General features: G+C 58.1%; 12 protein-coding genes. 10 read left to right on the plus strand and 2 right to left on the minus strand.

The window, feature by feature from the left end:
- The first annotated feature begins 19 nt into the window (after nt 1–19).
- From R3O64_RS06630 to musI, 5 genes are all read left to right on the plus strand, one after another.
- On the plus strand, nt 20–1,264 hold the full coding sequence (locus R3O64_RS06630) for a DUF4032 domain-containing protein (protein WP_339016218.1): 1,245 nt from the start codon (nt 20–22) through the stop codon (nt 1,262–1,264).
- A gap of 365 nt (nt 1,265–1,629) precedes the next feature.
- Nucleotides 1,630–2,961 (plus strand): ABC transporter substrate-binding protein, encoded by a 1,332-nt coding sequence (locus R3O64_RS06635; RefSeq protein WP_070520595.1) that lies wholly within the window; start codon nt 1,630–1,632, stop codon nt 2,959–2,961.
- A 172-nt stretch (nt 2,962–3,133) separates the two neighbouring features.
- The gene (locus R3O64_RS06640; RefSeq protein WP_339016220.1) at nt 3,134–3,979 is read left to right on the plus strand and encodes a sugar ABC transporter permease; all 846 of its coding nucleotides are present in this window, start codon (nt 3,134–3,136) and stop codon (nt 3,977–3,979) included.
- A gap of 3 nt (nt 3,980–3,982) precedes the next feature.
- Nucleotides 3,983–4,897, plus strand: coding sequence for a carbohydrate ABC transporter permease (locus R3O64_RS06645; RefSeq protein WP_143335529.1), 915 nt, complete (start codon nt 3,983–3,985; stop codon nt 4,895–4,897).
- Nucleotides 4,898–4,923: 26 nt separating this feature from the next.
- A complete protein-coding gene (gene musI / locus R3O64_RS06650; protein WP_101736338.1) occupies nt 4,924–5,565 on the plus strand; it encodes an ABC transport system MusEFGK2I component MusI in 642 nt (213 codons plus the stop codon).
- Nucleotides 5,566–5,668: 103 nt separating this feature from the next.
- Here the strand turns inward: musI and R3O64_RS06655 are convergent, their stop codons facing one another.
- Nucleotides 5,669–6,052: an RNA polymerase-binding protein RbpA gene (locus R3O64_RS06655; RefSeq protein WP_010186588.1), complete on the minus strand. Its 384-nt coding sequence runs from the start codon at nt 6,050–6,052 to the stop codon at nt 5,669–5,671.
- Nucleotides 6,053–6,187: 135 nt separating this feature from the next.
- Here R3O64_RS06655 and R3O64_RS06660 point away from each other — a divergent pair, with 135 nt between their 5' ends.
- The 4 genes from R3O64_RS06660 (at nt 6,188) to R3O64_RS06675 (ending at nt 9,384) form a co-directional block, all read left to right on the plus strand.
- Nucleotides 6,188–6,547, plus strand: coding sequence for a hypothetical protein (locus R3O64_RS06660; RefSeq protein WP_339016227.1), 360 nt, complete (start codon nt 6,188–6,190; stop codon nt 6,545–6,547).
- 3 nt (nt 6,548–6,550) lie between these two features.
- On the plus strand, nt 6,551–7,252 hold the full coding sequence (locus R3O64_RS06665; protein ID WP_339016228.1) for a YceI family protein: 702 nt from the start codon (nt 6,551–6,553) through the stop codon (nt 7,250–7,252).
- Nucleotides 7,253–7,264: 12 nt separating this feature from the next.
- The gene (locus R3O64_RS06670) at nt 7,265–7,429 is read left to right on the plus strand and encodes a hypothetical protein (RefSeq protein ID WP_167595735.1); all 165 of its coding nucleotides are present in this window, start codon (nt 7,265–7,267) and stop codon (nt 7,427–7,429) included.
- A gap of 584 nt (nt 7,430–8,013) precedes the next feature.
- Nucleotides 8,014–9,384 (plus strand): MFS transporter, encoded by a 1,371-nt coding sequence (locus R3O64_RS06675; protein ID WP_143335206.1) that lies wholly within the window; start codon nt 8,014–8,016, stop codon nt 9,382–9,384.
- A gap of 266 nt (nt 9,385–9,650) precedes the next feature.
- On the opposite strand, the gene R3O64_RS06680 is transcribed toward R3O64_RS06675, so the two are convergent.
- Nucleotides 9,651–10,628, minus strand: coding sequence for a bile acid:sodium symporter family protein (locus tag R3O64_RS06680; RefSeq protein ID WP_339016233.1), 978 nt, complete (start codon nt 10,626–10,628; stop codon nt 9,651–9,653).
- Between the two features lie 109 nt (nt 10,629–10,737).
- On the opposite strand from R3O64_RS06680, the gene R3O64_RS06685 reads away from it, so the two are divergent.
- Nucleotides 10,738–13,659 (plus strand): FAD-binding and (Fe-S)-binding domain-containing protein, encoded by a 2,922-nt coding sequence (locus tag R3O64_RS06685; protein ID WP_339016235.1) that lies wholly within the window; start codon nt 10,738–10,740, stop codon nt 13,657–13,659.
- The last annotated feature ends 13 nt before the right edge of the window (nt 13,660–13,672 follow it).

A 13,672-nucleotide genomic window follows, 5' to 3' on the forward strand; every position in this document is an offset into this window, starting at 1 on the left:
GAAGGTGGAGTGACTCGACATGAAAGAGTCCATGAGCATCACCTCTTCGACGTACGCGTCGGCATTGCTGGCGTTGCCTTGGGATACGCCCCTGGAACAGTGGCCCGATGATCTCATCGCCGCACTGCCCAGGGGCATTTCCCGGCATATCGTGCGTTTCGTGGGGATCAATCGCGGCATCGTCGCAGTCAAGGAGATTGGTGCGCGTACCGCTCACCACGAGTACAAGATGCTGCGTGAGCTGCAGCGCCTCGGCGCTCCCAGCGTGCGTCCCGTTGCAGTCATCACGGGACGCCAGCCGGCTGTAGAAAGCTACGGAGAGCTCACCGCAGCTCTGGTGACTGAACACCTAGAGTTTTCTCTTCCGTACCGCGAGATCTTCTCGCGGCACCTGACAGTCGTCGAAGCGGAGAAGCTCATCCGCGCCTTGTCGGTGCTTTTGGTGCGGATGCACTTGCTCAACTTCTACTGGGGTGATGTATCGCTGTCGAATACCCTTTTCCGGCGTGATGCCGAGACTTATTCAGCCTATCTTGTCGACGCCGAAACAGGGGAGTTCCAGCCCAATCTCTCCGAGTCACGCAGGCTTTACGACGTCGACATTGCCCGCGTCAACATCATCGGTGAGCTCATGGACTTGCAGGCAGGTGAATGCCTAGATCAAGATATCGATGTTATCGCCCTCGGAAGCTTGGTCGAGAGTTCCTACCTTGAATTGTGGACAGAGCTAACCGCCGAAGAATCCGTAGATGCCAGCGAGTACTGGCGCGTCTCCGAGAGAATCGACCGCCTTAACCAGCTGGGTTTCGACGTGGGGGAGCTCAAGGTCACCAAGGACGCGTCGAAACAGGTCGTGCGCATTCGCCCTGTGGTAGTCGATCCCGGCCACTATCGTTCGGAGCTGTTGAGCTTGACAGGACTGAGCGTCGAAGAGCACCAAGCTCAACGCTTATTGGGCTCTATCCAGGCCTATCAGGCCATCGAGTGCGGCCCTCATGTTGGGCTGACCCAGGCTGCGCACTTGTGGATGACGCATGAGTATGAGCCGACCATCGCTGCGGTTCCCGTCGAGATGCTCCACAAGCTGGAACCGGCACAGATCTTCCACGAGATCGTTGACCACCGCTGGTTCCTCGCCCAAGAAAGGGGAGAGGCCGTAACCCTCCCAGAGGCCACGGCGTCCTATCTTTCTTCCGTATTGCCCGCCCGCCGCGACGAGGCTCGGCTGCTTCAGATCTCGGCCTCGGATGACGACTTGTCATAACCGCCCGTGTGCCCCAACACCGCTCAATAGCTCAAGTCTATCGAGCCGCTCTCAGCCGTTTCTTATATCGTTTTGTATGTTTTAGGCCCGATCGCCCCTTAAATGGGGAGCGATCTCATGCCCGAATATGGATATAGTCACAATCGGGCGTTTTAGGCCCGATTTCTTTTGATCGTGTGGAATACCTCACTAAGGTAGGAGACAGGCTAACCAGTTCATAGTCGGATAGTAACCAGCTATGGACCAACTGGTAGCACTGGGCAAGAGCCTTTGTCATGGAGGATCGCCCAGACATAACCGCATACGAGCCGGTTGTCTATCTACGGCTCAACATCCCGCTTTTCATCAAGAAAGATGAGGACCACATGAAGCGTCTTACTCGCATCGCATCCATCAGCATGGCTTCCATGCTGGCCGCCGCAAGTCTCGTCGCCTGCTCAGGCTCTACTGACGACGAAGGCGATGTCTACTTCCTGAACTTCAAGCCAGAACAGGATGCCGCTTACCAGGAGATCGCAAAGGCTTACACCGAAGAGACCGGCGTCAAGGTCAAGGTCGTCACCGCAGCCTCCGGCTCCTATGAGCAGACCCTCAAGGCTGAGATCGGCAAAGATGAAGCACCGACCCTCTTCCAGGTCAACGGCCCGGCTGGTTTCATCACCTGGCAAGACTACATGGCAGACATGTCGGATACCGAGGTAGCTAAGCAGCTCACCGATGACATCCCGCCACTGACCACTGAAGATGGAGAGGTACGCGGCGTCCCGTTCGCTGTCGAGGGCTTCGGCATCATCTACAACGACGAGATCTTCGACAAGTACATCGCCACCTCCGGGGCAAAGATCAAGTCCACCGATGAGATCAAGAGCTACCAGAAGCTCAAGGAAGTCGCCGAGGACATGCAGGCGAAGAAGGACGAGCTCGGCATTGAGGGCGCCTTTGCCTCCACCTCACTGACCTCCGGCGAGGACTGGCGCTGGCAGACACACCTGGCCAACGCTCCGATTTGGCAGGAGTACCAAGACAAGGGCGTCGAGGACACCAACGAAATCGACTTCTCCTATAACAAGGAGTACAAGAACCTCTTCGATCTCTACCTGGACAACTCCACCGTCGAGAAGTCTCTTGCCCCGTCTAAGACGGTCTCTGACTCCATGGCTGAGTTCGCTCAGGGCAAGGCCGCCATGGTCCAAAACGGTAACTGGGCTTGGTCCCAGATTTCCGAGACCTCCGGCAACGTAGTCAAGGAAGACAAGATCAAGTTCCTGCCGATGTACATGGGCCTGCCGGATGAGGAGAAGCACGGCATCAACGTCGGTACCGAAAACTACTTGGGTGTGAACTCGGAGGCTTCCGAGGCAGACCAGAAGGCTACCAAGGATTTCGTGGACTGGCTCTTCACCTCCGATGCCGGCAAGGAGCACGTGGTTAAGGACCTTGGCTTCATTGCCCCGTTCAAGAACTACTCCGCAGAAGACACTCCGAATGACCCGCTGGCAAAGCAGGTCGCGGAAGCTATCGACAACGAAGACCTCACCACCTACCCGTGGAACTTCCAGTACTTCCCGTCACAGCAGTTCAAGGATGACTTCGGCCAAGCCCTGTCTCAGTATGCCTCCGGCACCCTGAAGTGGGATGACGTCGTCAAGCAGTTCAAGGACAACTGGGCTGCTGAAAAGGAATCCAACTGGGGCTAAACCTTTAGTCCCATCCCCTCGCCATCCGCCTTCCCAAACGGAGGGCGGGGAGGGGAGTAGGTGAGAGGCATGGCACGTACTCGTCAGTTTGTTCCACGCCCTCAGCCCCCCTCTCCTCGCCGCCATCCTTTGGGAAACGTGTGGCACCACCTGAATTTAAGGTTTCACCACCATGCAAGCAACGCTGAAGAAGTACTTCCCAGTCTTTGTCTTGCCCACCCTTCTGGCATTCATGATTGCCTTCTTGGTGCCGTTTATCGTGGGTTTCTTCCTCTCCTTTACGAAGTTCACCACCATCACTAACGCCAAGTGGGTTGGCATCGACAACTACGTCAAAGCTTTCTCCCAACGCGAAGGATTCATCTCAGCCTTCGGTTTCACCGTCCTCGTGGTCATTGTCTCCGTGATCACCGTTAACGTCTTCGCCTTCCTCTTGGCGTGGATGCTGACCCGCAAGCTTCGCGGCACAAATTTCTTCCGCACGGTCTTCTTTATGCCGAACCTCATCGGCGGCATCGTCCTGGGCTATACCTGGCAGACCATGATCAACGCCGTGCTTTCGCACTATTCCACGACTATTAGCGCGGACTGGAAATTCGGCTACGCCGGCCTCATCATGCTGCTTAATTGGCAGCTGATCGGCTACATGATGATTATTTACATCGCCGGTTTACAAAATGTCCCGCCGGAGCTTCTCGAGGCCGCTGAGCTCGATGGTGTCAACAAGTGGGAAATGCTGCGCCACGTCACCATTCCGATGGTCATGCCGTCAATCACCATTTGTCTCTTCCTGACCTTGTCGAATTCCTTCAAACTCTTCGACCAAAACCTTGCACTGACCAACGGTGCACCTGGCGGACAAACTGAGATGGTCGCCCTCAACATCGTCAATACGTTGTTCAACCGTATGAACGTCGAGGGCGTGGGGCAGGCCAAGGCCGTCATCTTCGTCGTCGTCGTGGTCGTCATCGCGTACTTCCAGTTGCGCACGACCCGCTCCAAGGAAATCGAGGCTTAAGTCATGACTACCAGTACTTCAGCGCAGGCCGCACCGGCCCCGAAGAAGAAGGATCACCAGCTTCCTACGGACAACCAGACCAGGATGTCCGGCGGCGCCAAGTTCATTGTCTACGCCATCCTGGTGTTCTTTACCATCGTGTTCCTTGGCCCGATCCTCTTCATCTTCATCAATTCCTTTAAGTCCAAGTTCGCTATCTCATCCGATCCTTTCTCCCTACCCATCGGTGAAACCTGGGTCGGTTTCGAGAACTTCATGGTGGGCTTGACCAAGCAGGGCTTTTTGGAAGCGACCTTGTGGTCGTTCGTCATTACGATTCTCTCCGTGATTGTCATCGTGTTTTTCTCCGCGATGACCGCCTATTACATCACGCGCGTCAAGACGTGGTGGACGAACCTTCTGTACTACCTCTTCGTGGTGTCCATGATTATCCCCTTCCAGATGGTCATGTTCCCGACGGTCAAGATTGCAGACATGCTTCACCTCAACAACCCGATCGGCATCGTGGTGCTCTACCTCGGTTTCGGTTCCGGTCTATCGGTGTTCATGTTTGCCGGATTCGTCAAGTCCATCCCCTTGGACGTCGAGGAAGCCGCGATGATCGACGGTTGCGGCCCGCTCCAGAACTACTTCCGCGTGGTGTGGCCTATGCTTAAGCCGACTGCCATCACCGTGGCCATTCTCAACGCCATGTGGGTATGGAACGACTACCTGCTGCCGTACCTGGTCATCGGCCTGTCCACCCGCTACAAGACCATCCCGGTAGTCATCCAGTCCTTCGTTGGCTCCAACGGCAACCGCGATATGGGCGCCATGATGGCGATGCTGGTTCTGGCCATTATTCCTATCGTCATCTTCTACTTCTCCACGCAGAAGCACATCATCGAGGGTGTTGCTGCTGGCGCTGTCAAGGGCTAATCCGCAGTGCGGTAGGTTAGAAAACCATGAACCGCATGCTCGGCCCCGAATCGAAGTTCTATGCTGCTCTGAGCCTCTTCGCTGACCTCGTCATCGTTAACGTTCTCCTGGTTATCACGTGTTTTCCCGTGTTCACTGGGGGAATGTCCCTACGCACCGCTCACGCGGTGACTGGTCAGATGGTTCGCGAAGAAGGTTCCCGCCGCGGCTCAGCCTTCGTTCGGGGCCTTTTGACGCGTCCCGGGGTAAACACTGCATGGTGGCTCATTTGCCTCGCCGTAGGCGCCTTGGCCGCCTATGAATTCGCCATTATCGCAAAGGCTGAGCTCGGGACGATGGGCGTAGTGCTTCGCGCTGCGCTGGTCTCAGGCCTCATTGTCATAAGCTGCATTAGTGTGTGGTTCTTCCACCTCGATGCGCCGGGGTTGAGGTTTAGCCAACGGTGCACAACGGCCATGATGAAGGCGGTAGCGCACCTTCCGCGTACGCTTCTAGCAGTGTGCCCTTGGGCACTGCTAGTGCTGTACCCACTCTTTTTCCCTGCGCAGTGGGGAGGCTACCTGTTCTTTCTCGTTGTGCTCGGTCCGGCCCTCGCAGTCTATCTCGCTGAGTTAGCGCTACAATGGCCCGAACTCAATTCCGATTCACCCGATGGCAGCGCTGCATAAGGCGCTGCGGGCAGGCTGGGCCCAAAACGAAAAATAGGGTAGTGGTATCCACTTCTTCGTGGATTCACTACCCTTAAGAATTCTATGCGGCGCGCAAAGGCTGCTAGGCCTCTCCTTCTTCCTGCGCCTTCTGCTCCTTGAGGAGGCGTGCCGCCGCGCGACGTCGCGAACGCAGATTCTCAATGCGCTCCGTCAAGAGTTCATCCAGCTCCTCAATGGAGCGACGCTCGCGCAGCATGTCCCAGTGGGTCCGCGGCGGCTTCACGGGCTTGGACTCTACGCCTTCGCCCTCAACCAGAGTGCCGAGCTTACCGTTCTTGCACATCCACTCCTCGGGAATCTCCGCATCGTCAGCGAAGGGCACCTCGTAGATGTCGCCGTCTTCGGTGCGGTACTTCACCATCTGGCGCGGGGCCAAGTCGTGGTCGCGGTCGGTTTCGTAGCTCACTGCGCCCATGCGGCTGCCACGGAGTACGCGATCTGCCATGCAACATCATCCTTTTCAAGTGTTGAGGTAGGAAAGGGATCAGGGTCGACCTATATCACCCAAAGATCTATCATTATAACGAATGGCCCCTTGCCTTTGTTCCCACCCTCGGGTTAATGGGCTAAGGTGATTGAGGTGATTGGTACACAGGATCCGCAGCCCAGCACACCGCCAAGGCGCGGCCCGGCAACCTGCCAGTGGTGTGGCAAGGAAATCGCGCAGGGCGGCCGGGGTAGGCCACGCAAGTTCTGCTCGCCGTCCTGCAAGCAGCGAGCCTACGAGCAGCGCCACAACGTGGTTGGAACGCCCATTCCTGCGGATGCCGTCATCCTAACTCCAGAGAAGGCTGATCGCCTCCGCGACGGCCTTTTTGAGCTGCGGTGTTGCGCTGAGGATGTTGCTACAGCGGCGTCGGAAAGCGCCAGCGCGGAAGAAATGGAAGAACTGTGTGCCGAACTGGTCACACTGGCCCGCAAGCTTGAGGAATTGAGATAGCACATGAAATCTTTACTAGGCAACCGCAAACTGATTGTCAGCATCTTCGTGATCCTGATCGTGGCCTCCACAGCGCTGGCGCTAGGGCCGCTGGCGTTCTCTCTGATTATGGGCCGGGGCGTCCACACCGAGCCCATCAACGCGGATAAGGTCCAGGCCGCTACCACAGACGTCGATGGCGAATGGCACGTGGCGCAAGGATCGGCATTTAACCACACCTCGGCAGGTTTTACTATCGACGAAATCCTCCCAGCGGATAAGCGCACAACATCCGGCTCAGCCAAGCATGTCACCGGCCAGGCGACCATTCAGGACGGCATCGTTGAAGAAGCGCGCATCGCCGTGGACATGACTTCCTTAACCACGGACAAAAAGGTGCGCGATCAGAACATGAAGACGAAGCTCTTTGAGGTCACAAAGTACCCAGAATCCACCTTTACGTTGACCGAACCCGCTGACGTTTCCGCCGTGCCTGACGACGGCTCACTGGCCACCGTCCCGCTTAGCGGCGATCTCACCATCCATGGACAGACCAAGAGCGTGACCCAGGACTTCCAGGTGGTCCGCGATGGTGACACCATTATCTTAGGCGGCGATATCCCGATCAACCGCCTCGATTTTGACATTGAAACTCCCGAGATGATCGCCGCGCGAATCTCCGAAACCGGCGAGATCAACGTCCGCGTCACCTTTGAGAAGAAATAGCCACGGTTGCTTATGAACTCTCGCCATCTCATTCCAGTCCTGTGGATCCGGCTCATCGTGCTTGCAGGGTTCGGCATCTTTATTTGGTTGCAGGAGATGAAGCTCCTTGCTGCCTTTTCGGTGGTGCTCGTAACTCTCACAGCGGTGCAGCTGGTGATCGCCTACCGTCAGCGCTAAAACTGGCACTCGCCGCAGGCACGGAAACACAGCCCAATTACGTAACAGTGACTATATATGGGCAATAGAAGAGGTCCGGCCAACTGCCACCAGGGAGGCACAGATCAAGGTGAGCGGCCGCCAATAGCGGCGCCCCCGCACACAAACGGTCACGACCCCACATCAAAGCGCGGTGCGCAAAGCGACCACCCGGCCGTTAAAAGCTTCATAGCGTGGAACCAGCAGCACGGAGACGACCAGCAACTCGGAAACCAACACCAGTCGCCAGACGGCCGCCAAGTGTGCTTAATATTGCCCAGGGTGGCGCCCTGGTAACCCGCAGGCGAGTTGTCGCCGCACAGTCAAGGCATGGGCGTAGACCCGAACAGTGCACGTTGAAAGATCTCACTCCGCCCATTCAATATCTTATTGTCCGATAATGTACATTATGTCAGATTATCGACACTTCCACTCTCCGCCCCGTGCCACAACTCCGCCACGCTGAAGTTTTCACGCAATGAGACTTTCATTTCAATACATGAGACGGTAGTGTTTCCTCCACAACCAATCGACCTATCGAAATCATCAAGGAGGGCGCCTCGCACATGACCGCCGTCAACACCACGCTGCCAACGCCAACGGGCACAACACCGGAACTCACTAAACGTGACCGTGTTCGTATTGCTGTGGCCTCAACCATCGGCACGACCATCGAGTTCTACGACTTCTATATTTATGCCACGGCAGCCGTAGCCGTCTTTCCTTTTCTCTTCTTTCCGAAGACCGAAGACCCCACCGTTGCCCTGCTCCAGTCCTTTGCAACCTTCGGCCTTGCCTTCATTGCACGGCCGCTGGGCTCCTTAGTCTTTGGGCACTTCGGCGATCGCGTGGGCCGCAAAGCCACGCTCGTCGGTGCGCTCCTGACAATGGGTATCGCCACCTTTATTATCGGCATCCTGCCAACGTACCAGACCGCAGGCATTATCGCGCCTGCCCTGTTGGCCCTGATGCGCTTCTGCCAAGGTTTGGGCCTGGGCGGTGAATGGTCCGGCGCCGCCCTGTTAGCTTCCGAAACCGCTGAGGAAGGCAAGCGTGCTTCTGCTGCCATGTGGCCTCAGTTTGGCGCACCCTTCGGCTTCTTCTTAGCTAACGGCTTCTTCTTGACCCTGGTGGCCACCATGGATTATTCACGCGGCGACACCACCGGCACCTTCATGGAATGGGGCTGGCGCCTGCCTTTCCTCGCGTCCGCCGTCATGGTTCTCATCGGCCTCTATGTACGCCTGCGCTTGGAAGAAACTCCTGTCTTCCAGCAGGCCGTTGACGAAGGCAAAAAGGTTAAGACTCCTATGGTGGAGGCTTTCCGCATCGCCTGGAAGCCGATAATCATCGGCACTTTCGTTATGGTCTCCTGCTACACGTTGTTCTACCTGGTCACCACCTGGATTCTCTCTTACGGTATAGGCGATAAGACCAAGGAACTGGGCCTGGGAATCCCCTACCTCGAGTTCTTGGAGATCCAATTGATCTCCATCTTCATGTTCATGATCGGCATCCCCGTCTCCTCCATGCTGTCCGATAAATACGGACGCAAGCCAATCTTGACCGTAACTTCGCTCATCATGATTGCCTTCGGCTTCAGCTTCCCCTTCTTCCTGGGCATCGAGAATGCTGATCGCAACTCCGTTCTTGGCTTCCTGCTCGTCGGCATGTTCATCATGGGCCTCATCTTTGGCCCTATGTCTGCTGTCCTTCCGGAGCTCTTCCCCACCAACGTGCGCTACACCGGTTCCGGCATTGCGTACAACGTCTCATCTATCCTCGGCGCCGCCGTCGCCCCGTTCATTGCAACCTGGCTGGTCAGTGCCTACAACGTAAACTATGTGGGCTACTACCTCATCATCGTCTGCTTCGTCTCCCTCATCGCAATCCTCATGATGCAGGAGCTGAAAGACCAAGACCTTTCGGAGGTTTAACCGGCTTTCAGACGCAGACTTCTCCCCGGCTCCTTCTGGTGTTTCGCACCGAAGGCCGGGGAGATTTTTTGTCGCACCGTGCCCCGCCGCCTCTAAAAGTGCAGACCTGGAAGTGCAGACTCGCTGGTCGTCGCAAAGCACTGCCTGGGCGCTTGACGACGACCACCTGGGCGGAATGCACTTCCAGGTCTGCACAAATAGAAAAGGTGGTCGGCAAACATGTGCCAACCACCTATGCGGAGATAGTTGCGCGGATGGGTAACCTGCTACACAGAAACGGCAGTTTTACTGGATTCCACCTCGTCGCCGATGGGCTTGCGGCGCACGATGGCAGCAAAGAGTGCACCAGTGACGTTTGCCCACACCGCGGCCACGACGCCCGGCAGCGCCGCCTCCGGAGTGAAGAATTGCAGCGCCAGTGCGGAGGCAAGGCCAGAGTTCTGCGTTGCCACCTCGATTGCCGTAGTTCGCGCCGCAGCCTCGCGCTCACGCGCCAGCTTGGCTGAGTAATAGCCAAAAAGGAAGCCGATGAGGTTCTGGATAGCCACGCCGATAAACACCACGAGACCAACGGTGACCAACTTATCCTGAGATTTCGACACCACCGCCATGACCACACCGCCAATGCCGGCGATGGCTACCCACGGCAAAGCCGGAAGAATCTTGTCCACCGCCTTACTGGCAATAACACGCAAGAGAAGTCCCAGACCCACGGGGATAAGCACCGTCTGAACCAGCGACCACATCATGCCGGCGCCGTCGACCTCCGCGGTCTGCCCCGCCAGCCACAGCATGAGCAGGGGCGTAATAACCGGTGAAACGAGTGTCGATACCGAGGTCATCGCCACCGAAAGCGCCACATCACCCTTGGCCAGGTAGGCCATGACGTTGGATGCGGTGCCGCCGGGGACAGAGCCAAGGAGGATGAGGCCGACGGTGGCGGCGTCGGAAAGCCCTAGCAGCTTTGCCACGAGTACAGCGCTCGTCGGCATGATGGCGAATTGGCAGATAACACCCAAGAAGATGGGCAATGGGCGCTTCGCCACCAGGGCCAGGTCCGGGATGGTCAAAGTCAGGCCCATCGAGAACATGATGACCATCAGTAGTTGCGAGGTGTACTGCCCCACCGGCTCAAAAGTACTAGGGCTAATGAATGCGATGATGGCGCAGACAATGATGACGATTGGGAAGATATACACGGCGAGTTTCTCGCCGGTCTCCCCTTCTGCGTGTGGGTTCGTCACGGTGTCTCCTTTCCAGAAGGTGTCTCACTAGATGAATTGAGTATCTCATATGATGAACCTCACGTACCCGGTTTGACCCATATTTACTATCAAGCGATAGATTAGAAACATGTCCAAGCTACTAAGCCCCGATTCCTCTCGTTTCTCACGCCCAGCCGGCACCACAAGCCAGGCCGACGCCGTCCCCGCACGCTTCAAGAACGGCTCCCCCGCCGAACTCCTCGCGGACATGGAAGCCATCGTCGGCGCAGAAAACGTGCATGGACGTCTCAGCGACCTCGTGCGCTTCTCCTCCGATGCCGGCCCCTACCGCTCCATCCCCAACATCGTGGTCTCTCCACGCAACGCGGCGGACCTGTCTGCCTTGATGAAGTATTGCGATAGCCACGATCGCCACATGACCTTCCGCGCTGCAGGAACCTCGCTCAACGGCCAAGCTATGGGCGACGACATCCTCGTCGATGTCAAGACCCACTTCGGTGGCATGGAAGTGCGCGAGGAAGGCCGCACGTTGTGGTCGCGCCCCGGCGTCATTTTGGGCGATGCCCAAGCAGTACTCTCCCGCCACGGCTTCATGCTGGGGCCTGACCCGGGTTCCACGTCCGTATGCACTATCGGTGGCGTGCTGGCGGATAACTCCGGCGGCATGCGTTGCTCCTTGGAACGCGACAGCTACCACAGCATCGAAGAGCTCATCTTCGTCCTGCCATCCGGCACCATCGTCGATACCTCGCGCGGCGATGAGGCCTTCCGCAAGCAGGAGCCGAAGCTCCACGCCGATCTGCTAGCCTTCCGCGACAAGCTACGCGCCAACACCGAGATGGTGGAGTTCCTGCGCACCAAGTTCTCCATTCGCAACACCAACGGCCTGCGCATCGATGCTTTCCTCGACGAGGACGAGCCCGTGCACATCCTCAAGCGCCTCCTCATTGGCTCCGAGGGCATCTTCGGTGCCATCACCGAATCCGTCATCCGCACGGTGAAGCTACCGCGCGTGAAGGCCACGACATGGGTCGAGCTGCCCAATCTCCGCGATGCCGCCAACTACGTGCACCCCATCATGGAGACCGGCGCGGAGGCCTGCGAGCTCCTAGTGGCCCCGGTGATGCGCCGCTCCGCCGAGCACTATGCGCACGCCCCGGAGTCCTGGCGCAACCTCGATGACGATGCCGCAGCACTCCTCGTGGAGGTCGGCGGCAGCGACGAGGCAGACCTGGACAAGGCCATGGAACGCCTGCGCGCAGTGCTTGCCGACGCCCCACTACTGCGCCCCCTCGAATTCCTCACCACCGCAGAAGGAATGCGCGGCGCCTGGGAGCTACGCAATGGCCTGTACGGGCTGCTGGGTGCGGATCGCCCGAATGGCACGGCCTATATCACCGAGGATGTCTGCTTCCCACCGTCGCAGGTCGGCGAAGCTGCAGCGGACCTGTTGGACTTGCAGGCCAAGTATGGCTACCCGGAATCGGTTATGGGGCACGCTGCCTTTGGCAACCTGCATTTCTTCTTCACCCCGCGCTTCGACGTTGAGGAGGAGCGTGAGTCTTATGCCGCGTTCTTGGATGATTTGGCTGAGCTGGTCATTGATAAATACCAGGGCTCGATGAAGGCCGAGCACGGCACTGGCGTCAACATGGCGCCCTTCCTGGAGCACGAGTGGGGCACGGAGGCCTTCGAGCTCTTCTGGGAAGTCAAGAACATGATCGATCCCAAGGGCATCCTCGCACCGAACGTAAAACTCACGCGCGACCAGACCATTCACCTGCGCAACTTCAAGTCCTTCCCCAAGGTCGAAAGTGAGATCAATCCCTGCGTGGAGTGTGGCTTCTGTGAGCCTGTCTGCCCCTCCCGCCACGCCACGGTGACCCCACGCCAGCGCATCGTCTTGCGCCGCGAGATGGCTCGGCAGGAAGAAGGCTCAGAAGTCCTGGCGCAGCTGCAGAAGGAGTATCAGTACGACGCCGTCGACATGTGCGCGGCCGACGGCACGTGCTCTATCCCCTGCCCGATCAGCATCGATACCGGAGCGGTCATGAAGCAGCTACGTTCTCAGCAGGCAACCCCTGCCCGCGAGAAAGTGGCGCTCACGACGGCGCAGCGCTGGGAGCTGGTAGAGAAGCTTGCCCGCGCTGGCATCGTCTCCGCCAACAAAGTTCCTCACAAGCCTCTGGAACTGGGGGCCAACATGGCGCGTAACGTAGTGGCCCCCGACTTGCTGCCGACCGTCCCGGGCCCACTTCCGAAGGCTGCATCGCGTCTGCCGGAAACTCCGCGCGAGGGTGCTGGTGCACTTTACTTCCCCGCGTGCATTAACCGTATCTTCGGCCGCCCAGCAGGGGCCGCTAAGGATTCGGTGGACCTGCCGCGCGCCATTGTCGAGCTTGGTCGCCGCGCTGGCCAGCCAGTGTGGATCCCAGAAGACGTCGCGGGCGATTGCTGCGGCACCCCGTGGTCATCCAAGGGCTACAAAGAGGGCTTTGAATATCAGGCTCAAAAGATAGTTCGCGATCTTTGGCACTGGTCGGAGCACGGCCGCCTGCCCATCGTGGTTGACGCGGCAAGCTGCACCCACGGGCTGCTCGACTCGGTTCCGGAGGCGCTCTCCCCCGCCGACCGTGAGCTCTGGGAGGACTTAAAGATCCTCGATGTCGTGGAGTGGTTGCGTGATGAAATTGCACCACACCTGCCAATCGTGAAGAGCATGGGCAGCATCGCCGTCCACCCGACGTGCTCGACAGATCACATGGGGATTAGCCAGGACCTCCTTGACTTGGCCAACCTCTGCGGTGACGCCAAGATCCCTGAGGGGGCACAGTGCTGTGGCTCCGCCGGCGACCGCGTCATGCTTCACCCGGAGCTTGTTGAGTCCGCTACCCGCGAGGAGCGCGCTTCTCTCGACGCCGAGCACTTCGACGCGTACGTCTCCGATAACCGCACCTGCGAGATGGGTCTAGAAATGATTGCGGGCAAGACCTATGACTCGATTGCAGTGCTGTTGGAGAGGGCTTCCCGTCCGGTCGTCACTCCATAGCACCATGCCGGTG

The organism is Corynebacterium hesseae (assembly GCF_037850265.1).
Classification (GTDB): domain Bacteria; phylum Actinomycetota; class Actinomycetes; order Mycobacteriales; family Mycobacteriaceae; genus Corynebacterium; species Corynebacterium hesseae.